The organism is Rhizobium sp. P44RR-XXIV, assembly GCF_001999485.2.
Lineage (GTDB): Bacteria > Pseudomonadota > Alphaproteobacteria > Rhizobiales > Rhizobiaceae > Rhizobium.
Map to the genome: position 1 here is coordinate 415,450 of NZ_MPVZ02000026.1, position 21,785 is coordinate 437,234.

Annotated in this window: 19 protein-coding genes and 1 pseudogene; 9 read left to right on the forward strand and 11 right to left on the reverse strand. The window is 60.8% G+C overall.

All coding sequences use genetic code 11. From position 1 onward, the window contains the following. Positions 1-9: 9 nt before the first annotated feature. From glgC to BSK43_RS10905, 5 genes are all read left to right on the forward strand, one after another. On the forward strand, positions 10-1,272 hold the full coding sequence (gene glgC, locus BSK43_RS10885; protein ID WP_068400045.1) for a glucose-1-phosphate adenylyltransferase: 1,263 nt from the start codon (positions 10-12) through the stop codon (positions 1,270-1,272). A gap of 3 nt (positions 1,273-1,275) precedes the next feature. After that, the gene (gene glgA, locus BSK43_RS10890) at positions 1,276-2,718 is read left to right on the forward strand and encodes a glycogen synthase GlgA (protein WP_077469431.1); all 1,443 of its coding nucleotides are present in this window, start codon (positions 1,276-1,278) and stop codon (positions 2,716-2,718) included. A 4-nt stretch (positions 2,719-2,722) separates the two neighbouring features. Beyond that, positions 2,723-4,351, forward strand: a complete 1,629-nt coding sequence (locus BSK43_RS10895) for an alpha-D-glucose phosphate-specific phosphoglucomutase (protein WP_077469430.1) — start codon at positions 2,723-2,725, stop codon at positions 4,349-4,351. A 204-nt stretch (positions 4,352-4,555) separates the two neighbouring features. After that, positions 4,556-6,526, forward strand: coding sequence for a glycogen debranching protein GlgX (gene glgX, locus BSK43_RS10900; protein WP_077469429.1), 1,971 nt, complete (start codon positions 4,556-4,558; stop codon positions 6,524-6,526). A gap of 68 nt (positions 6,527-6,594) precedes the next feature. Then, complete coding sequence (locus BSK43_RS10905) at positions 6,595-7,083, forward strand: MaoC family dehydratase (RefSeq protein WP_077469428.1); 489 nt, start codon at positions 6,595-6,597, stop codon at positions 7,081-7,083. Here the strand turns inward: BSK43_RS10905 and BSK43_RS10910 are convergent. From BSK43_RS10910 to BSK43_RS10945, 8 genes and pseudogenes are all read right to left on the reverse strand, one after another. Then, positions 7,080-7,571: a hypothetical protein gene (locus tag BSK43_RS10910; protein ID WP_077469427.1), complete on the reverse strand. Its 492-nt coding sequence runs from the start codon at positions 7,569-7,571 to the stop codon at positions 7,080-7,082. The genes BSK43_RS10905 and BSK43_RS10910 overlap by 4 nt on opposite strands. A gap of 64 nt (positions 7,572-7,635) precedes the next feature. Beyond that, positions 7,636-8,184: a sarcosine oxidase subunit gamma gene (locus tag BSK43_RS10915; protein ID WP_077469426.1), complete on the reverse strand. Its 549-nt coding sequence runs from the start codon at positions 8,182-8,184 to the stop codon at positions 7,636-7,638. Next, positions 8,177-11,173, reverse strand: a complete 2,997-nt coding sequence (locus BSK43_RS10920) for a sarcosine oxidase subunit alpha (protein ID WP_077469425.1) — start codon at positions 11,171-11,173, stop codon at positions 8,177-8,179. Before BSK43_RS10920 ends, BSK43_RS10915 begins: the two co-directional genes overlap by 8 nt. Then, on the reverse strand, positions 11,170-11,535 hold the full coding sequence (locus BSK43_RS10925) for a sarcosine oxidase subunit delta (RefSeq protein WP_077469424.1): 366 nt from the start codon (positions 11,533-11,535) through the stop codon (positions 11,170-11,172). The genes BSK43_RS10920 and BSK43_RS10925 overlap by 4 nt, the downstream gene beginning before the upstream one ends. Positions 11,536-11,550: 15 nt before the next feature. After that, entirely contained in the window at positions 11,551-11,970 is a 420-nt protein-coding gene (locus BSK43_RS10930) for a hypothetical protein (RefSeq protein WP_077469423.1), read from the reverse strand. Beyond that, a pseudogene (locus tag BSK43_RS10935) lies at positions 11,970-13,222 on the reverse strand (sarcosine oxidase subunit beta family protein). The gene BSK43_RS10930 and the pseudogene BSK43_RS10935 overlap by 1 nt, the downstream one beginning before the upstream one ends. Positions 13,223-13,398: 176 nt before the next feature. Next, positions 13,399-13,815, reverse strand: coding sequence for a hypothetical protein (locus BSK43_RS10940; RefSeq protein WP_077469422.1), 417 nt, complete (start codon positions 13,813-13,815; stop codon positions 13,399-13,401). Positions 13,816-13,830: 15 nt separating this feature from the next. After that, on the reverse strand, positions 13,831-14,112 hold the full coding sequence (locus BSK43_RS10945; RefSeq protein ID WP_077469421.1) for a hypothetical protein: 282 nt from the start codon (positions 14,110-14,112) through the stop codon (positions 13,831-13,833). A 348-nt stretch (positions 14,113-14,460) separates the two neighbouring features. Here BSK43_RS10945 and rpsU point away from each other — a divergent pair, with 348 nt between their 5' ends. The 4 genes from rpsU (at position 14,461) to BSK43_RS10965 (ending at position 18,787) form a co-directional block, all read left to right on the forward strand. Further along, positions 14,461-14,673: a 30S ribosomal protein S21 gene (rpsU, locus tag BSK43_RS10950; protein ID WP_004117638.1), complete on the forward strand. Its 213-nt coding sequence runs from the start codon at positions 14,461-14,463 to the stop codon at positions 14,671-14,673. 138 nt (positions 14,674-14,811) lie between these two features. Next, positions 14,812-15,687, forward strand: a complete 876-nt coding sequence (locus tag BSK43_RS10955; RefSeq protein WP_077469420.1) for a tetratricopeptide repeat protein — start codon at positions 14,812-14,814, stop codon at positions 15,685-15,687. 114 nt (positions 15,688-15,801) lie between these two features. After that, positions 15,802-16,872 carry an FAD-binding oxidoreductase gene (locus tag BSK43_RS10960; RefSeq protein ID WP_077469419.1) on the forward strand — a complete coding sequence of 357 codons (1,071 nt, stop codon included), beginning with the start codon at positions 15,802-15,804 and terminating at the stop codon, positions 16,870-16,872. A 253-nt stretch (positions 16,873-17,125) separates the two neighbouring features. Further along, positions 17,126-18,787, forward strand: coding sequence for a sensor histidine kinase (locus tag BSK43_RS10965; protein WP_077469418.1), 1,662 nt, complete (start codon positions 17,126-17,128; stop codon positions 18,785-18,787). Positions 18,788-18,817: 30 nt separating this feature from the next. Here the strand turns inward: BSK43_RS10965 and BSK43_RS10970 are convergent, their stop codons facing one another. From BSK43_RS10970 to BSK43_RS10980, 3 genes are read right to left on the reverse strand one after another with little or no spacing between them, the layout of a single operon-like run. After that, positions 18,818-20,212 carry an NAD(P)(+) transhydrogenase (Re/Si-specific) subunit beta gene (locus BSK43_RS10970; RefSeq protein ID WP_077469417.1) on the reverse strand — a complete coding sequence of 465 codons (1,395 nt, stop codon included), beginning with the start codon at positions 20,210-20,212 and terminating at the stop codon, positions 18,818-18,820. Positions 20,213-20,219: 7 nt separating this feature from the next. After that, entirely contained in the window at positions 20,220-20,618 is a 399-nt protein-coding gene (locus BSK43_RS10975; RefSeq protein ID WP_068399999.1) for a proton-translocating transhydrogenase family protein, read from the reverse strand. A gap of 1 nt (position 20,619) precedes the next feature. Further along, positions 20,620-21,783 carry a Re/Si-specific NAD(P)(+) transhydrogenase subunit alpha gene (locus BSK43_RS10980; RefSeq protein ID WP_077469416.1) on the reverse strand — a complete coding sequence of 388 codons (1,164 nt, stop codon included), beginning with the start codon at positions 21,781-21,783 and terminating at the stop codon, positions 20,620-20,622. Positions 21,784-21,785: the final 2 nt, after the last annotated feature.

Consider the following 21,785-nt stretch of genomic DNA (forward strand, 5'->3'; position numbering starts at 1 on the left):
AGGAATAAAATGGTAGAAAAACGTTTCCAGCCGCTGGCACGCGACGCCATGGCCTACGTTCTTGCCGGGGGCCGAGGCAGCCGACTGAAGGAACTCACCGACCGCCGCGCCAAGCCGGCCGTCTATTTCGGCGGCAAGACCCGCATTATCGATTTCGCCCTCTCCAACGCACTCAATTCCGGTATCCGCCGCATCGGTGTCGCCACCCAGTACAAGGCGCACTCGCTGATCCGCCACATGCAGCGCGGCTGGAACTTCTTCCGCCCTGAGCGAAACGAAAGTTTCGATATCCTGCCGGCCTCGCAGCGCGTGTCGGAAACGCAATGGTATGAAGGCACCGCCGACGCCGTCTACCAGAACATCGACATCATCGAGCCCTATGGCCCGGAATACATGGTCATCCTCGCCGGCGACCACATCTACAAGATGGACTATGAGTGGATGCTGCAGCAGCACGTCGATTCCGGCGCGCAGGTCACCATCGGCTGCCTTGAAGTGCCGCGCATGGAAGCGGTCGGCTTCGGCGTCATGCATGTCAACGAGAAGGACGAAATCATCGATTTTGTCGAGAAGCCCGCTGATCCGCCCGGCATTCCCGGCAATCCGGATTTCGCGCTTGCCTCGATGGGCATCTATGTCTTCCACACCAAGTTCCTGATCGAATGCCTGAAGCGCGACGCAGCCGATCCGAATTCCAGCCGCGACTTCGGCAAGGACATCATCCCCTACATCGTCAAGAACGGCAAAGCCGTCGCGCACCGCTTCACGCAGTCCTGCGTCCGCTCGGATTTCGAGCGCGAGGCCTATTGGCGCGATGTCGGCACGATCGATGCCTACTGGCAGGCCAATATCGACCTGACCGCCGTGGTGCCCGAGCTCGACATCTACGACAAGTCCTGGCCGATCTGGACCTATGCGGAAATCAGCCCGCCGGCCAAGTTCGTTCATGACGACGAAGACCGTCGCGGTTCGGCTGTCTCCTCCGTCGTTGCCGGCGACTGCATCATTTCAGGCGCCAGCCTCTACAACAGCCTGCTGTTCACCGGCGTGCGCGCCAATTCCTACTCCAAGCTGGAGGGAGCCGTCGTGCTGCCGAGCGTCAAGGTCGGACGGCGCGCGCAGCTTAAGAACGTCGTCATCGACCATGGTGTCACCATTCCGGAGGGGCTGATCGTCGGCGAGGATCCGGAACTCGACGCCAAGCGCTGGCGCCGCACGGAAAGTGGCATCTGCCTGATCACGCAATCGATGATCGACAAGCTGGATTTGTAGCATATGAAGGTCCTCTCGGTTTCGTCCGAAGTCTTCCCTCTGATCAAGACAGGGGGGCTGGCCGATGTGGCCGGCGCCCTGCCCATCGCGCTGAAACCCTTCGGCGTCGAGACCAGGACCCTCATCCCAGGTTACCCGGCAGTCTTGAAGACGATCCGCGACCCTGTGATCCGTTTCGAATTCGCGGATCTGCTCGGCGAAAAGGCAACCGTACTGGAAGTCGAGCACGCCGGCATTTCCTTCCTCGTTCTGGATGCGCCGGCCTATTACAATCGCACCGGCGGACCCTATGTCGATGCGATGGGCAAGGATTATCCCGACAACTGGCGGCGTTTTGCCGCCTTGTCTTTGGCCGCTGCGGAAATCGCCGCCGGCCACCTGCCCGGCTGGCAGCCCGATCTGGTGCATGCGCATGACTGGCAGTCGGCCATGGTGCCGGTCTACATGCGCTACTCTGCGACGCCGGAGCTGCCGAGCGTCCTCACCATCCACAACATTGCCTTCCAGGGCCAGTTCGGCCCCGATATCTTTCCCGGCCTGCGCCTGCCCGCGCACGCCTTTTCCATGGAAGGCGTCGAATATTATGGCGATGTCGGCTTTCTGAAGGGCGGTTTGCAGACGGCCCATGCGCTCACAACCGTCAGCCCGTCCTATGCCGAGGAGATCCTGACCCCGGAATTCGGCATGGGCCTCGAAGGCGTCATCGCCAGCCGGGCAAGCAGCCTGCACGGCATCGTCAACGGCATCGATGACGATGTCTGGAATCCAGCGACCGATCCGATGATCGCGCAGACCTATAGCGCCGCAACGCTGAAGGACCGCATCGTCAACCGCCAGCGGGTGACTGAACATTTCGGACTTGATAGCGATGACGGACCGATCTTCTGCGTCGTCAGCCGCCTCACCTGGCAAAAGGGCATGGACCTCCTGGCCGGGATTGCCGGCGAGATCGTCCAGATGGGCGGCAAGCTTGCCATACTGGGTGCCGGCGACGCTGCGCTGGAAGGTGCGCTATTTGCCGCAGCCGGCCGCCATCGCGGCCGCATCGGTGTGTCGGCCGGCTATAACGAGCCGATGTCACATCTGATGCAGGCCGGCTGCGACGCGATTATCATCCCCTCGCGCTTCGAACCCTGTGGCCTCACGCAGCTTTATGGCTTACGCTATGGCTGCTTGCCGATCGTAGCCCGCACGGGCGGCCTCAATGATACCATTGTCGATGCCAACCACGCCGCGCTGCAGGCCAAGGTCGCAACCGGCATTCAGTTTTCGCCCGTCACCGCCGAGGGGCTGCTACAGGCAATGCGCCGAGCCATGCATCTTTTCCAGGATCGAAAGGTCTGGACGCAGATGCAAAAGCAGGGCATGAAATCCGACGTATCCTGGGGCAGGAGCGCAGAACGCTACGCCGCTCTCTACTCCAGTCTAGTCTCGAGAGGCGCTTAACCCGATGATTAAAACCGTATCCACCACCCCCTACGCGGATCAGAAACCCGGTACTTCCGGCCTGCGAAAGAAGGTTCCCGAATTCCAGCAGCCGAATTATGCGGAAAACTTCATCCAGTCGATTTTCGATTCGCTCGAAGGTTATCAGGGCAAGACCCTGGTCATCGGCGGCGACGGTCGTTACTACAATCGCGATGTCATCCAGAAGGCCATCAAGATGGCCGCCGCGAATGGCTTCGGCAAGGTGATGGTCGGCAAGGGCGGCATCCTCTCGACGCCCGCAGCCTCGAACATCATCCGTAAATACAAGGCTTTCGGCGGCATCATCCTGTCGGCCAGCCACAATCCCGGCGGCCCGACCGAAGACTTCGGCATCAAGTACAATATCGGCAATGGCGGTCCGGCTCCGGAAAAGATCACGGATGCCATCTTCGAACGCTCCAAGGTCATCGACAGCTATAAGATCGCCGATTTCCCGGACATCAATCTCGACCGCATCGCGCGCGAAGATGTCGGCGGCATGATCGTTTCGGTCATCGATCCCGTCGAAGACTATGCGTCCCTGATGGAAGAGCTGTTTGATTTCGGCGCCATCCGCAACCTGATCAGCCTCGGCTTCCGCCTCAACTTCGATGCGATGAGCGCCGTCACAGGCCCTTACGCCAAGGAAATCTTCGAGATCCGCCTCGGGGCGCCCGACGGCTCCGTGCGCAACTTCCTGCCGCTGCCCGACTTCGGCGGCCACCACCCCGATCCCAATCTCGTCTACTGCAAGGAGCTTTACGACGAGATGATGGGTGACGATGCGCCCGATTTCGGCGCGGCATCCGACGGCGACGGCGACCGCAACCTGATCATCGGCAAAGGCATCTACGTCACGCCGTCGGACAGTCTGGCGATTCTGGCCGCCAACGCCAACCTGGCGCCCGGCTATTCGCACGGCATCGCCGGCATTGCCCGCTCCATGCCGACCAGCGGCGCTGCCGACCGCGTCGCCGAAAAGCGCGGCATCGGCATGTACGAGACGCCGACCGGCTGGAAATTCTTCGGCAACCTGCTCGATGCCGGCATGGCGACGATCTGCGGCGAAGAAAGCTCCGGCACGGGCTCGAACCACGTCCGCGAAAAGGACGGCCTCTGGGCCGTGCTGCTCTGGCTCAACATTCTCGCAGTACGTGGCGAAAGCGTGATCGACATCGTCACGCAGCATTGGGCCACCTACGGCCGCAACTATTATTCCCGCCACGACTATGAAGGCGTCGACACCGATGCCGCCAACGGCCTGATTGCGGCGCTGCGCGAAAAGCTGCCGACGCTGCCGGGCACGAAATTTGGCGATCTCACCGTTTCCGCCGCCGATGACTTCGCCTATCACGATCCGGTCGACAAATCCGTCAGCCAGCATCAGGGGATCCGCATCCTGTTCGAAGGCGGCTCCCGCGTCGTCTTCCGCCTCTCCGGCACCGGCACGACGGGCGCGACGTTGCGCGTCTACATCGAGCGCTACGAACCCGATTCCACCCGCCACAATATCGAGACACAGGAAGCGCTTGCCGATCTCATCACCGCAGCCCAGGCTATCGCCGATATCAAGGGCCGCACCGGCCGCGCGGAACCAACAGTTATTACCTGAACCATGGCCTAAGCCCCTTCTTCGCGCATATGCGGGGAGAAGGTGGCCGGTCGCTTCCGAACGACGGGAGGTAGCGACTGGTCGGATGAGGGGCATTATCGAATTTGCCGTGACCGCAGAGCTTTGCAGGACGCTCGGCCCCCGACCTAACCCTCTCCCAACTGGGGAGAGGAAATCATCCCCAGCCATCCGGAAAGCCCGAGCATGTCAGAGCCGACGATCCGCTCCCTAGGCGCTACTCTCACCGACACGGGCGTCGAATTTGCCGTCTGGTCGCGGAATGCCGAGCGGATCGAGCTTTGCGTGTTCGATGCGGAGGGCAAGAAGGAAGTCGTGCGATTGCCATTGGTCCGCGATGGCGATGAGCATCGTGTCTTCGTCAAGCACGCCAAGCAAGGCATGCGTTATGGCCTGCGCGCCCATGGTACTTACGACCCTGATCGCGGCCTGTGGTTCGACCCTTCGAAACTGCTGATCGACCCCTACGCCCGGGAGATCGACCGACCCTTCCAATATGATCCACGCCTGGGAATAGTCGGCGAAGATACGCGCGATCTCATGCCGAAAGCGATCGTCTCGCGCGATGTCACCGTTGCCCCCGCCAAGCCGTTGTTTCAGGCGGGAGGGCTGATCTATGAGATCGCCGTCAGGCCCTTCACCATGCTGCACCCGGATGTGCCGGCGAAGCAGCGTGGCACGCTCGGCGCCCTCGCCCATCCCGCCATTATCGCCCACCTCAAGCGCCTGCGGGTGAATGCCGTCGAACTGATGCCGATCACCGCCTGGATTGACGAACGTCACCTGCCGCCGCTCGGCCTTACCAATGGCTGGGGCTATAATCCCGTTGGCTTCATGGCGCTCGACCCACGCCTCGTGCCCGGCGGCATCAAGGAATTACGCGAGACGGTCGCGGCCCTTCACGCCGAAGGGATCGCCGTCATCCTCGATCTCGTCTTCAACCACACCGGCGAGAGCGACCGCCAGGGGCCGACCCTGTCGCTGCGCGGCCTCGACAATCCCACCTATTTCCGCAGCCTGCCGGATCAACCCGGCACGCTGGTCAACGATACCGGCACCGGCAACACCGTGGCCTGCGACCAGCCGGCGACGCGCAGGCTGATCATCGACAGCCTGCGCCATTTCGTCCAACACGCTGGTATCGACGGTTTCCGTTTCGACCTCGCCCCTGTGATCGGGCGCGGCAGCAAGGGGTTCGACCCCGAGAGCGTCACGCTGCGCACCATGCTGTCGGATGAGGTGCTGCAGGATCGCATCCTCATCGCCGAACCCTGGGACATCGGTCCCGGCGGCTATCAACTGGGGAATTTTCCGGCGCCCTTTCTCGAATGGAACGACCGCGCTCGCGACGACCTGCGCCGCTTCTGGCGCAACGACATCAGGATCGGCGATCTCGCGACCATCCTTGCTGGCTCTTCTTCCATCTTCGGTCGTGACGGCCGCACGCAGACGCGCAGCGTTAACTTCCTCGCCGCCCATGACGGCTTCACGCTGATGGACATCGTCTCCTACGCCGGCAAGCACAATGAGGCCAATGGCGAGAACAATCGCGACGGCCACAACGAGAATTTCTCCTGGAACAATGGTGTCGAAGGCAAGACGGACGACCAGGCCATCCAGAACAGGCGTCGCGCCGACATCAAAGCCATGCTTTCGACGCTCTTTGCCACGCGCGGCACGATCATGCTGACCTCAGGTGACGAAGGCGGCCGTACCCAGCAAGGCAACAACAACGCCTATTGTCAGGACAATGCCATCACCTGGATGGACTGGAAGACGCTGGACGATGAGTTGATCGCTCATACCGCGTGGCTTGCCGGCCTGCGCCGCCGTTTCAGCGCCTTCAGTGATATGGATTTCTTCAAGGGAGACGGCGATGTGGTCTGGTTTTCGGCCGCAGGTACGCCAATGACCGTGCCGGACTGGGACGCCCCGGCGGCGGGCGTGCTCGGCATGGCCATCGAGACGCAAGATCTCGATGCCGGTCGATCGGCACGCCTTGCCATGCTGTTCAATCGAACCCCCGATGAGCTCCACGCCACTCTGCCGCCATCCGAAAAAGGCGGCTGGTCGCAACTGACGACGGCAGGCGAAACCACGGCGGCCGAGCAGCTCACGATCCCCGCCCGCTTCGTCAGTTTCTTCGTCGAATCCTGACGCCGGTTGCACTTTCCGTCCCAATTCGCCAGAAAGGGCCAATGGCCCTTTAGATGGACGAGGATGGAATGCCCGGCGATACCTCACTTGTTGAGATCATGAAATGTGTGGGAACGGAGATTGGTGTCTCCGATTGGATCGAAGTCGACCAGACGATGATCGACACCTTCGCCGATGCGACGCACGACCACCAGTTCATCCATGTCGATCCGGAACGCGCCAAGGCGGAAACGCCCTATGGGGGCACCATCGCCCACGGCTTTCTGACACTTTCACTGCTCTCGGCGATGAACTACAGCGCCCTGCCCAGGATTCGTGAGCAGATCATGGGCATCAATTACGGCTTCGAAAAAATCCGCTTCATGTCGCCGGTCAAGTGCGGCGCACGTGTGCGCGGCCGCTTCAACCTCGCCGAAACACGGCTTCGCGGCGCCAATATGCTGATGCTGACCTATGACGTGACGGTCGAAATCGAGAACGAGCGCAAGCCGGCACTGACTGCGACATGGACGACCATATCGCAGTTCGATCCGAAGGATCGGCCCGAGGAATCTTAAAACCGTTGCAAGAGCCGGGTGGTTCTTCGGATCAGAAGAGCAATTGCTTTTATAAGAATGATAGCGCCGCAGAATTCCAACTTGATCTTCAGATCATATGAAAAATGCGATCCGCTGAAAAATAGCTCGCTCACCACAGAGTCGATATTTGGGCTGAGTGTCCCATCGAAGAGATGGTAAGCAACGTGAAGAATCGCCGTAATTAATATCTGACTGGCAGTCAGAAAAAACATGAATTTCAGAACCCTGTCGAAAGAAAGAGCTTCTCGCCAAGAGAATTCTGAGTTTTCTGTCTTTCCGAAACCGCTTTCAGCAGATCCCGTGCCCGTCCACGACTTGGAATCAACTTCAAGGCCGTCTTTGTCAGAGCCCATGGGCATGACCTTTGTGTCGCGCGTCCCAGTGCGCTGGTTGAAGGCGAGTATTCTGACCTCGCCGATACAACCACTATGCGACCGAAACTGATGGCAAACAAGATCGATTGCCATCAGCCGTGGTTGTCATGCCTTGACCCGATTTTGCGTTGGCTCTACCCGCGAAGGCCAGTCGAGCCTAAAGACCCGCATCCTCCGCGGCTTCGCTCAGAAAGCCGAAGGCATAATCGGAAAACGAGCGCCAGACCTCGACGCGGAAGGTTTCCGCATCGAGACGCAGGATCACGACTTCGACCTTGCCGAGCAGTGTGCGCGAGCAGGCGCCGACCGGAAAGGCCTCAAGCGAAAGATCCTGCGGGCAGCCGCCCGAGATCGTTGCCTCGGCTCCGGGACCGGAGACGATAATAGCGGTGTTGCGATGCGAGACATCGGTCGCCGAATGCAACACACCGGCCGCTGCCGCAAGACCGACCAGATCCGCGCCATTCTCATCGATGATGAGCCATTCATCCGGGCCGAGCCAGAGCGCATGACGCCCGTTGGCGCTGGCCGAAGTCTTCGGCCGGTTCGGCACCTGCAGGCCGAGTGCCTGCGAAAGGCCGCCGATAGAATCGGTCGGCGCGCGCAGCGCAATGCGGCTTGCGGGTGCTGCCGGCGTCAGGCGCACGGTGGAAGAACCGCCATGGCGGCCGGCGAGCGGCAGTTTACGGGCAGCGATATCAGCCATTGATCCGGCCTCCTTCCTTGTCAAAGAACACCAGATCCGTCACCTCGACTGATATCGTCTTGTCCGGCATCGGCACATAGAGCGTCTTGCCCATGCGCTCGCGACCGCCGGCGACCAAAGCGAAGGCGATGGATCGGCCTAGATTTTCGGACCAGTAGGCCGAAGTGACATGGCCGAGCATGGTCATCGGCTTCTGCTCGTTCGGATCGGCGACGATCTGCGCGCCTTCCTCCAGCACCACCTTCGGGTCCCGCGTGACGAGACCGACGAGCTGCTTGCGGCCTTCCTTGATGAGATCGGGCCGCTTCAAGCCGCGAATGCCGACGAAATCGGTCTTCTTCTTGGAAACCGCCCAGGAAAGACCGGCATCATCTGGCGTCACGGTGCCGTCCGTATCCTGGCCGACGATGATGTAGCCCTTCTCCGCGCGCAGCACATGCATGGTCTCAGTGCCGTAGGCGCAAGCGCCCAGCGGCTCGGCCCGGGCCCAGACGGCTTCGAGGACGGACTGGCCATAATCGGCCGGCACGTTGATTTCGTAGCCGACTTCACCGGTGAAGGAGACGCGGAACAGCCGGGCCGGCACGCCGCAGACCTTGCATTCGGCCACGCTCATATGCGGGAAGGCCTCGTTGGAAAGATCCTGCCCCTCGACCAGCGGCTCGATGATTTCGCGCGCCTTCGGACCCTGCACGGCGATGACGGCCCATTGCTCGGTCGTCGAGGTCAGCCACACCTTCAGATGCGGGAATTCGGTCTGGAGATAATCTTCCATATGATGCAGCACGCGCGGCGCACCGCCGGTCGTAGTGGTCACATGGAAGCGGTCGTCGGCCAGACGTCCGACGACGCCGTCGTCATAAACGAAGCCATCCTCGCGGGTCATGATGCCGTAGCGGCAGCGGCCGGGCTTCAGCGTATCCCAGGCATTGGTATAGAGCAGGTTCAGGAACTCGGCCGCATCCGGTCCGACAACCTCGATCTTGCCGAGCGTCGAGGCATCAAATACGCCGGCAACCTCGCGGGCCGTGCGGCACTCGCGATTGACGGCCTCATGCATGGTCTCGCCGGCGCGAGGGTAGAACCAGGCGCGCTTCCAGTTGCCGACATCCTCGAAGATTGCGCCATGCGCCTCTTCCCAGGCATGCATCGGCGTCTTGCGGGCGGGATCGAAAAGCGATCCGCGCGAATGGCTGATCAGCGTGCCATAGGTGACAGGCGTATAGGGCGCGCGGAAAGTGGTGAGGCCGACCTGCGGAATATCCTTGCCCAGCATTTCGGCGGCGATTGCCAGCCCGTGCATGTTGGAAAGCTTGCCCTGATCGGAGGCCATGCCGTTGGTGGTGAAGCGCTTGATATGCTCGATGGAATGCATGCCCTCGCGCACCGCAAGACGGATATCCTTGGCGCAGACATCGTGCTGGAAATCGACGAACGCCTTGGCATTCGTGTCCGGCCCGGCACCTTCGGCAGCACCGATCATGCCACCGGTCCATTCGAAAGCCTGCTCTGCCTGAAGCTGGATCTTCTCACCGCCATTGGTGCTGCCGGTGGCCCGTGCCATCAGCTCGCCGGCCGCCAGCGATTCTTCGATTGCCGCCTGCAGCCCGTCCGTGCCGTTGCATGCTCCAACGGAAAGGCAATCCTGAACATAGGTGCCAGGCAGGAAGCGCTGCTTCTCCGCATCGAATTTCAACTTGCCGCGCGACTGCGAGAACAGATGCACCGACGGCGTCCAGCCTGACGACACCAGCAGCGCGTCGATCGCAATCTTGCGGGTGGCGGAGCTGCCATTGCGCGAAACCGTCATGGAGGAGACGCGGAGCTTGCCTGAGGTGTCGACCACGGCGTAATCGGCCATCACCTCGATGCCGAGCCGCTTTGCCTCGGCCAGCACAGCCTCGCCCGGGCGGGCACGACTATCGACGATGGCGACGACGGAGACACCGGCGCGCTTCAGATCGAAGGCGGCTTCATAGGCGGAATCATGCGCGGTATAAACGCCGATCTTCGCACCGACGGCGACGCCGTAATGGTTGAGATAGGCGCGCGCGGCCGACGCCAGCATGATGCCGGGCCGGTCATTGTTCGGAAACACCATGTGGCGCTCGATGGCGCCGGTCGCCAGGATCGCCCGCTTGGCACGCACCTGCCACAGGCGTTCTCGCGGCAGATTGCGGCCGGGCCTTGCAAGATGATCGGTCACCCGCTCGGCAAGGCCGAAGAAATTGTGGTTGTAATAACCGAAGGCGGTCGTGCGGGTCAGCACCTCGACATTCGGCATGGCCTTGAGCCTGGCGACGATCCCTTGCGCCCAGACGTAGCCCTCGACGCCATCGATCTTGACGCCGGTGTCGAAGCGCAGTGCGCCGCCGGCTTCCGCCTGCTCGTCGCAGAGGATGACCTTCGCACCAGTTTCGGCAGCGGCCAATGCCGCCGACAGGCCGGAAATGCCGGCGCCGACAACGAGCACATCGCAATGCGCATAGCGGCTGGCATAGTGATCCGGATCCTCTTCCGTCGGCGCGACACCGAGGCCGGCCGCACGACGGATCAGGGGTTCATAGATATGCTTCCAGGCCGCTTTCGGCCACATGAAGGTCTTGTAGTAGAAGCCGGCAGCAAAGAAAGGCGAGGCAAGATTGTTGACGCCGCCGACATCGAAGGCGAGCGACGGCCAGCGGTTCTGCGACTGCGCTTTCATGCCATCGAAGACTTCCTGCACGCTGGCACGCACATTCGGCTGGCGCCGCGCAGCATCGCGGGAAATATCAAGCAGCGCATTCGGCTCTTCGGCTCCGGCCGAAAGAATACCGCGTGGACGGTGATACTTGAACGAGCGGCCGACGAGATGAACGCCATTGGCAAGCAGGGCGGAGGCGACGGTATCGCCTTCGAGCGCCGTGTAGCTTTTGCCGTCGAAGGTGAAGCGGGCGGTTCTGGCGGGCGTCAGACGACCCTTGCCCGCAATACGATTGGCGCCGCTCATTCAGCAAATCCCTCTTTTTGTGCCGTCTGTTCTTGTTCGTTCTGTTGCTGGACCGCCGGCTTGGACGTGCCAGGCTTCAGCGAAGCCGGATCCGGCTTCGGCTCACCGGCCTTGTAGGTGCGGTAGAAATGGTCGCTCACGGTGTCGCGCGCCGCATTGAAGAAGCGGCCGCAGCCATGGATGTGCCGCCAGCGTTCGAAGATCAGACCCTTCGGATTGTCGCGCAGGAAGAAATATTCCTCGAATTCTTCGTCCGAGATCCCGGCGATATTGGCCGGCCGCACGATATGCGCGTCGCCGGCGTTGCGGAATTCGAGTTCCGAACGCTCTTCCTCACAATAGGGGCAGTAAATCAGCAGCATCGTTTTCTACCTGTGTTAAAGCTCGGAGCCCGAAAGGCTTGTACCGGGAGGCTGTGCGCAGAGCCGCCGTCCCATGATGACGAAAGGCGTTATGCGCTTCAGCAGTACTTCCAGCGAACCATAGGGTTTCAGCACGTAGGTCATTCCCAGATTGGCCATGCTCATTCCGAACAGATCCGTATCCAGCGCGAATGCCCTTGGCACTTCCGGCGTCTGCTTCGGCAAGAAATAAACCACCGGTTTGTTCAGCACCTTGGCACACAGAAGCGCTCCGCTGTCGGCCACGAAGGGCCATTCCGTCTCGTTCTGCGCCTTATGGATCACCTGCATGCGAAAATCGTTCACCCCTGGCAAGAGATCGCTGACTTCGGTCGCGACCGTTCCTGCCGGAAGCGAAAGCCCCGCTGCAAGAGCGATCCCGACCGCCGCCTGCATCAATGCGCCACGGCGGCAGCCGCGGCCTCGTCGATCAGGCGACCGGTGCGGAAGCGATCCAGATTGAGCCCGGCATTGAACTTGTGCGGCTCGTCGCGGGCGATGAGGTGCGCAAAGAGATTTGCCGAACCGGGCGTTGCCTTAAACCCGCCCGTGCCCCAGCCGCAGTTGACGTAGAGCCCCGGCACCGGCGTCTTCGACTGGATGGCCGAACGATCCGGCGTATTGTCGACGATGCCGCCCCAGGAGCGCATCATCTTCACGCGGCGGAACATCGGGAAAAGCTCGCAGATGGCATCCAGCGTATGGGTGATGATCTGCAACCCGCCCGTCTGGCTGTAGGAATTATACTGGTCCGTGCCGGCGCCGATGACGAGCTCGCCCTTGTCGGACTGCGAGATATAGGCGTGCACCGTGTTCGACATGACGACGCAGGGGAAGATCGGCTTCAGCGGCTCAGACACCAGCGCCTGCAGTGGGCTCGACTGCAGCGGCACGCGCACGCCGGCCATCTGCATGACCACCGTGGTGTGGCCGGCGGCCGAAACGCCGACCTTCTTCGCACCAATGAAGCCCTTGCTTGTGTCGACGCCGGTCACGCGGCCATCCGGCCCGCGGCGAATACCGGTCACTTCGCAATTCTGGATGATGTGCACGCCGCGATCGGCCGCCGCACGGGCAAAGCCCCAGGCGACGGCATCATGCCGGGCCGTACCGCCACGGCGCTGCAAGGCAGCGCCATTGATCGGATAACGGGCCGTCTTGGAGATATCGAGCGGCGGACAAAAGGCTTTCGCCTGTTCCGGCGTCAGCCATTCATTGTCGATGCCGTAGAGACGGTTGGCATGGATATGCCGCTTGAAGGACTGCTGATCATGCACATTGTGCGACAGCATCATCACGCGCGCGGCGAGTACATGACGTTGTAATTGAGATCCTGAGACAGCCCCTCCCAGAGCTTCATCGAATGCTCGTAGATGTGCATGCTCTCTTCATAGAGATAGTTCGAGCGAATGATCGTGGTGTTGCGGCCGGTATTGCCGCCGCCGAGCCAGCCCTTTTCGATCACGGCAATATTGGTGATGCCATGCTCCTTGGCGAGATAGTAGGCCGCGCCCAGGCCATGACCGCCGGCGCCGACGATGATGACGTCATACTCCTTGCGCGGCTCCGGCGAGGTCCATTGGGCCTCCCAGCCCTTGTGAGCCCGCATCGCTTCCCTTGCCACGGCAAAAACCGAGTATTTACGCATTCGCCCTCAACTCCTTCAGGCATGACGCCCTTTTATGGCTCATACAGATCGCAAATCAAAAACCGACACAACGGCTCTTTTGCGACGCATTCAGGACCGTCTTTCGACACGGTCAAAAAGAATGGGCGAACAACAACGTCAAGTCATCTGCGGAGTCTGCGCCGATATGGCCGAATTCATGCCCGTTGGGGAACAAACCACATTGTTGCGTCACGCGTAAAAAGAAGACAGGCGCCAAACAAATAAAACGAGGTCATCAAAATTAGCATAATCAATTCGAAAACCGTTCCCTCAGCGTGACCTCTAATAGCGAGTACGCCGAAGCCGAAACCAATGATAAATATCATAGCGAATTGCCCGCCAAGTGTCACCCAACGCGCCCAGTTCGCCCGTTTACGGACAACCAGCCAAACCCAAAAGATTTGGATGCAAAGAATCGCAATCTGTAAAATCGTGAAGGCCAATGGTGCTTCGGCAAGACGACTGGCCGTCCTATCCCAGTTCACCCCTTGATTTATCAAAACAACCGCTATTCCAGCATATGTGAGGCGTCCGTAATATCGAACGCTCGTCGGCATCGTCTGATCGCTCATAATCCCCAGTCCATCCTACTTGCGCTGCAGGTGACAAACCTTCACCCGGCCACCACGGCCGTCGCTGCGCCAGACACATCCTGGCTTCTGCGGCTTATGGTTGTAAAGATAAATTTGCGCGCGATGCTTGCTGTCAAAAGTCTGGTGCGAAAAATCATGACCACCGACCCGGACATTCCTGCCGAAATGCACTTCACCTGATGCAGCAAGCCCAGGAGTAGCGGCAAGAGCGACGACGAAAGCAAGCATGAGTGCGGCACCGAGTCTTCTGGTGGCCACCAAGCCGTGAGATTTCATAAAAATAACTCCCCTTTGCACCATCCGACTACAGCAATCGGGCAATTGCCGTGGCAGGCAAATGAATGTGATCCAGAATCATCGCACAGGCATGTCGATGTCGCAAAACACCGCAAATTACATTCTCATGCCAGAACCATCATGAAGTGGCGATGGCTTTATCGGGCCAATTCAGCCCTCGACAAGCCGCTTTTTCCCCGGCAAACTCACGATCTGGCTAGACTTTGACAAACCGATCTGCTATCCCGCCTAACCAATCGCAAGGCTACGGCTGCGCGAACGTTATTTTTTTGCCTCCAGGCGCCGCCGTCGCCGTTGGTAACAACAAACCAAAGGAACGTGATTCTCGTGCAGGTACTTGTCCGCGATAACAATGTTGACCAGGCTCTCCGCGCTCTCAAGAAGAAGATGCAGCGCGAAGGTATTTTCCGCGAAATGAAGATGCGCGATTATTACGAGAAGCCGTCGCAGAAGCGTGCTCGCGAAAAGGCCGAAGCTGTTCGTCGCGTTCGCAAGCTTGCCCGCAAGCGTGCTCAGCGCGAAGGCTTGGTTGCCAAGTAATCGCCGTTTTTTGGACGTTTTCAGATGTATGTGTGGCGGGGGCGAGTCGTTCGCCGCCGCCTTTTTGATTTATTCTCTGCGCAAATCGGATTAAATCAGAACAGACTGATATGACGCATGGGGAAAGCGAACCCGATAATGGCAATGACGACTTTCGTACAGTTCCGCACTTCGAGCCTCTCCTCCCGTGTTTCGAAGCGCGCCGCGGCTCTGCCGGCTTTGGCAATTCTTGCCGCAATCAGCCTTTCCGGCTGCCAGACCGCCTCAACCGATAGCGTCATACGCATCGACAAGGCGCAGGGCTCCTCGGAAAATATTGCTTCGCTGACCTCGGTCATCAACGCCAATCCCCAGGATCCGGAAGGCTATAACGTACGCGGCACCGCTTACGGCCGCGGCGGTGATTTCAACCGCGCTCTTGGGGACTTCAATCAGGCGATCCAGCTCAATCCGAAGTTCTATCAGGCTTACGCCAACCGCGCGCTCATCTACCGCAACATGGGCAAGCTGCCGGAAGCGGTCGCTGACTATAATGCAGCGCTGCAGATCAACGGCAATTACGATGTCGCCTATATCGGCCGTGGCAATCTCTATCGTCAGGCAGGCCGCGACAACGACGCCTTCAACGACTATTCCAAGGCCATCAGCCTGGGAACGACGGACGGCCGAGCCTATAATGGCCGCGGCGTGATCTTCCAGAAGCGCAATCAACAGGACAAGGCGATCGACGATTTCTCCAAGGCAATCTCGCTGTCGCCGAACTCGCCGGAGCCCTACAACAGCCGCGGCATTTCCTATCTCGCGCAGAATGACGACGACAACGCCTTCGCCGATTTCAACCATGCCATCGATCTGAACAACAAGGTCGCCGAATCCTGGGCAAACCAGGCCTTCGTCTACGAGCGCAAGGGTGACAAGGCGAAAGCCCGCCGCTCTTACCAGCACGCGGTCAATCTCGATCCCAACTACCAGCCAGCCAGAGACGGCCTGGCGCGCGTAGGCGCCGGCGCCTGATACAGGTCGCACCACAATAGGACATTCGGCCGCCGGCGATGCTTCGCCCGGCGGCTTTTCTTTGCGCCGATGAACGCCTAGTCTTGAGGCACCCCTTCCGAACGAGACAGCGATATGCCCTCCCCCCACAAAGTCATCGTCATCGGCGCCGGAATCATCGGCGCTTCCATCGCCTGGCACCTCCAGCGCAAGGGTGCTGAAGTCACGGTGATTGCCGAGAAGATCGGCGGCGTGGCGACACCCAATTCTTTCGCCTGGATCAATGCGAGCTGGGGTAACCCGGAGTTCTATTTCCGGCTCAGGCATCGCTCCATGGCCGAATGGTCGCGACTGGCGGTGGAGCTGCCGGGCCTGCCGCTGTCCTGGTGCGGCGGATTGAGCTGGGATCTCCCCGAGGTGGAGCTGGACGCCTATGCGGCTCAGCATCACGGCTGGGGCTACGGCATACAGCCGGTCAATCGTGCCACCAGCACAATGATCGAACCGAACCTTGCCTCCCCGCCGGACTACGCGCTGCATGTCGCTGAGGAAGGCGCGGTCGAGCCCGTTGCAGCCGCCGCGCTGCTGCTGGAGGATGCGGAGCGCCACGGCGCGACACTATTGTCCGGTGTCGAAGTCACCCGCCTGCTGAAGGATCACGGTAAGATCATCGGCGTCGAAACCAGCCAAGGCGTGATAACAGCCGATCATGTCACTCTCGCCGCCGGCGCCGGCACGGCAGCGCTCGCCGCGTCGGTGGATATCGATGTGCCGCTCGAAACACCGCCGGGCCTCATCGTCCACTCCCTGCCCGCGCCAAAACTGCTGAATGGCCTGGTGATGGCGCCGGAACTGCACATGCGCCAGACGGCGGAGGGGCGGATCATCGCCGGCAGCGATTTCGGCGGCACCAATCCCGGAAACCAACCGGAGAAAGCCGCAGCAGAGCTTTTCGCCAAGGTCAAGGCAGCATTGAAAGGTGGCGAGGCACTGAAGCTCGATTTTCATACCATCGGCTATAGGCCGACGCCGAAGGATGGCTTGCCTATCCTCGGAAGCGTTGATGCGGTACCGGGCCTCTATCTCGCCGTTCTTCATTCCGGCGTAACGCTGGCACCACTCGTCGGACTGCTTGCCGCCGAGGAAATCCTTGATGGCAGCAAAGCCCCGCAACTCTCGCCTTTCCGCCTGTCCCGCTTTGACTGACCCGGAAGAAGGCACGGTTGCCGCAACCGCAGGAATACATCTTTATGGTCGTAAATATCCGAGATCGCTTATGATTTCGCGGCAATGACTTTTCAGATGTTGCAAGGTAATTTACCGCGCCCTAACATGGGCGCTTCGAGAGCATGTAGCTCGGGACTAGGCATGGGGGCGCTTGGCATGACGACGAGAACCGATCTTTCCGCTTTTGCCAACGCTTCTCATCGTCATGGAGTTACGATCGGTTGATCGCACCATGAGGAAGCCGCATTTCCCTAAGGCGTCAATTGGGGCTTATCTGATCGCCATCGCATTGGCGATCGCCTTGCCCATTCTGGCCTTCGTCGCTTTGCTTCTGGTTCAGCTCGAGGACAACGAGCGTGACGCATTGAAGGGCGATACCGTCCAGGACGCCCAGGCTCTGGCGCGCGTCATCGATCGGCAATTGCAGGACATGGCGACGACGCTGCGGCTGCTTTCCTCTTCACCGGAGTTGGAGCAAAACGACATCGCTACCTTCTTCGCCCGGACGGAGACGGTCTTGCGCACCGATTCCCTCTTTGTCCTGCTGATGAACAAGGACGGCGATATCAGGCTGAACACCCGCTGGCCTCTTGGCAAGCCGCTCGGCAAGACGGGCAATGTCGTTGCGCTGCAATCGGCGCTCGACTCCGGGCGCATCGAGACCTCCGACGTCTTCATGGGCTCAACGATCCATCGATGGGTCTATAACGTTACCCTGCCCCTCGAACATTCGCCGGCTGGCGCCGCCCTGGCCATAACCCAGGATGCCGATGATCTTGCCAAACTCATCTCCACGGAGGCTTTGCCGCCGGGCTGGTCGGCCGCCGTCCTCGACAAATCGGGCCATGTCGTCGCCGCTGGCGGGCCGACGATCCACGCGCCGGGCGACGTGTTCAATAAGGAAATCCTCTCCAAGCTGATTGCATCGAGCGGCGTCTATCAGGATGACAAGGTCCTCCCGCACTCGCTGCTCGGCTATGCCCAGATCTCCGGATGGTCATGGAAAGCGGTCGTCTGGGGGCCTGTAGCCTCGGCACAATCCTCGCTGATGAGCACCTGGCGCTTCCTGATCTATGGCGGCGTCACCTTGCTGCTGGTCGCGCTCATTGCCGTCTATGCCCTGGCGCGCCAGGTGCGGACCACCATACAGAGCATTGCCGACATGGCGGAACGCATGGGCCGCGGCGAGATCGTGGCCCCGGTCGAGACGAGCGTTGTCGAAGCCAATCAGGTGGCGATAGCGCTTTCCAATGCATCCTTCGATCGCAGCGTCACGGAAGACCGGCTGCATTTCGTCATGCATGAGCTCGTCCATCGCACCAAGAACCTGCTGGCGCTTGCCCAGGCGATGACCCGTCAGCTCGCCCGCCAGACAGATAGTGTCGATACCTTCCAGCGTGCCGTCGCCGACCGGCTGGAGGGATTGGCTCGATCGATCGAAGTGCTGACCAGCGAACAATGGTCGGGCGTTTCGCTGCGACGGGTGATCGACATCCATCTCGCAACCTTTCTTCAGGAGCCGCAACAGCTCGACGTCCTGGGCAACGATTTTCTGCTGAAACCCGAGGCCGTGCAAAACCTTGGGCTGATCCTGCATGAGCTTGCGACGAATTCGGTGAAATACGGTGCGCTTTCAGCGCCTGAAGGCAGGATCGCCATCGAGTGGGCGAATGAAGCCAGCGAAAACGGACCGATGATCCGTGTCACATGGACAGAAAGCGGCGGTCCGCCCGTCAAGCCGCCGACCGAGACCGGCTTCGGCACCACCGTAACGAAGACCCATGCCGCCGCGTCCTTCAGCGGCAGTGTCGAGATCGATTTTCGCCCCGGCGGCCTCGTCTGGATACTGATCGCCCCGCGCAACACGATGGAGCGCGAGCGCGAACGGGCATAGGCAGGCAAGCCGAATGGGCCGCAAATGCCTTTACTCGTTCATCGCCTTGACGATTTCCTCGGTCACCTTCTTGGCATCGCCCAGCAGCATCATCGTGCCGTCCTTGTAAAAGAGCGTGTTGTCGATGCCGGCATAGCCTGAGCCGAGGGAGCGCTTGACGAAGAGGCAGGTCTTGGCCTTGTCGACGTCGAGGATCGGCATGCCGTAGATCGGCGAGGTCTTGTCATCGCGCGCCGCCGGGTTGGTGACGTCGTTGGCGCCGATGACATAGGCGACATCGGCCTGCGCGAACTCGGAGTTGATATCCTCAAGCTCGAACACCTCGTCATAGGGCACGTTGGCTTCGGCGAGAAGCACGTTCATATGGCCTGGCATGCGGCCGGCGACCGGATGGATGGCGTATTTCACTTCCACACCATGGGCCTTAAGCCTGTCTCCCATCTCGCGCAGCGCATGCTGGGCCTGTGCGACTGCCATGCCGTAACCCGGCACGATGATGACCTTGGAGGCATTTGCCATGAGATAGGCAGCATCCTCGGCCGAACCGAGCTTGACGGATTTGTCGGAATTGTCAGCGCCGCCAGACGTCGCCTCGCCGCCAAAGCCACCGAGAATGACCGATATGAAGGAGCGGTTCATGCCCTTGCACATGATGTAGGACAGGATCGCACCCGAGGAACCGACAAGCGCGCCGGTGATGATGAGTGCCAGATTGCCGAGCGTGAAGCCGATGCCGGCCGCCGCCCATCCCGAATAGGAATTCAGCATCGACACGACGACAGGCATGTCCGCGCCACCGATCGGCACGATCAAAAGCACGCCGAGCGCCAGCGACAGGACGATGATCGCCCAGAAGTCGAAATGGCTTTCGGTGACGGCAAGGCCGATGATGAAGACGACGATCAGCACCAGCAGCGCGGCGTTGATGACGTGCCGGAAAGGCAGCATGATCGGCTTGCCGGACATGCGCCCGTCGAGCTTCAGGAAGGCGATGATCGAACCCGTGAAGGTCAAGGCGCCGATCGCCGCACCGATCGCCATCTCGACGCGCGCTTCCGTATGGATCGAGCCTATATTGCCGATACCGAAGGAAGAGGGTGTATAGAGCGCCGATGCCGCCACCAGAACAGCAGCAAGACCCACCAGCGAGTGGAAGCCGGCCACAAGCTGCGGCATCGAGGTCATCGGGATGACGCGGGCGATATAGGCGCCTGCCCCGCCGCCAATGGCAAGACCGAGGATGATGAGCACCAGGCCACCGAAGGATGGCGTCGCCAGCACCAGCGTGGTGACGATGGCGATCCCCATGCCCACCATGCCGTAGAGATTGCCGCGCCGGCTGGTCGCCGGGTGCGAAAGGCCGCGCAGTGCGAGAACGAACAGCACACCGGAGACGAGATAGAGGAAAGCTGCGATATTGGTCATGCCGGCCTCACTTGTCCTTCTTGCGGTACATCGCCAGCATGCGCTGCGTGACGAGGAAGCCGCCGAAGATGTTGACCGAAACGAGCACTAGGGCCACGAAGCCGAACCCCGTGGCCAAGCCGCTGGCGGAAATGCCGACCGCCAGCAATGCGCCGACGACGATGACCGAGGAGATGGCATTCGTCACCGCCATCAGCGGCGTGTGCAGAGCCGGCGTCACCGACCAGACCACATAGTAACCGACAAAGATCGCCAGCACGAAGATCGCGAACTGAAACACGAAGGGATCGATCACCCCGCCCGTTGCGGCGCTCGCCACTTCGGGCGCCTGTGCGGCTGCCGTCGTGACAGCGGTCACGGCGTCATTCAGTTGCTGGAGTGCCTGGTCCATTGCTTGGCTGGCCATCTCAGAGATCTCCCTTTTTGACCGTCGGCTGATCGGGATCGACGAAATTCGGGTGCACGACTTCGCCGCCGTCGGTCAGCATCGTCGCCTTGATCAGCTCGTCCGCGCGATTGAGGCCGAGGCTCTTGCTGTCCTTGTCCACCATCGTTTCCAGGAAGGTGACGAGGTTTTTGGCATAAAGAGCCGACGCGCTTGCCGGAATTCGTCCGGCCATGTTCGGATATCCGACCACCTTGACGCCTTCGACATCCGTGACGGTGTTGTATTCGGCGCCCTCGATATTGCCGCCACGCTCTACGGCAAGATCGACCGCGACCGCACCCGGGCGCATCGCCTTCAGCATGTCGCGGCTGACAAGCCGCGGTGCCGGCCGGCCCGGGATCAGCGCCGTGGTGATGATGATATCCTGCTTGGCAATGTGCTCCGCCACGAGCGCTGCCTGCTTGGCCTGGTACTCTTTCGACATTTCCTTGGCATAGCCGCCGGCGGTCTCCGCCGCCTTGAACTCTTCGTCCTCGACGGCGATGAATTTCGCGCCGAGCGAGGCAACCTGCTCCTTGGCAGCCGGACGCACGTCGGTACCCGAGACCAGGGCACCCAGGCGCCTGGCGGTGGCGATCGCCTGCAGGCCGGCGACACCGGCGCCCATGACGAATACCTTTGCCGCCGGCACGGTGCCGGCGGCAGTCATCATCATCGGCAACGCCCGGTCATATATTGCGGCAGCCTCGATGACGGCCTGATAGCCGGCGAGATTGGCTTGCGACGACAGAACGTCCATCGACTGCGCCCGCGTGATGCGCGGCATCAGCTCCATGGCAAAGCCCGTCAGTCCGGCGCGCGCCATCTCGACCAGAGCTGCCTCGTTGCCATAGGGATCCATGATGGCGATGACGATCGCGCCGCTTTTGTAGCCGGCAATTTCCTTGCTGGTCGGTCGCCTGACCTTGAGGATCACATCCGCCCGCTTGGCATCCTTCGTGGTGCCGATGCGCGCGCCCATGGCCTCGTATTCGCTGTCAGGAATGCGGGCCGAAGCCCCGGCGCCAGCCTCGATGACCACATCGAAGCCGAGGCTTCTCATCTTCTTGACACTCTCGACGGATGCCGCGACGCGCGTTTCATCCCCCACGGTTTCCTTGCCGACAAAAACCAGATTGCCCAACG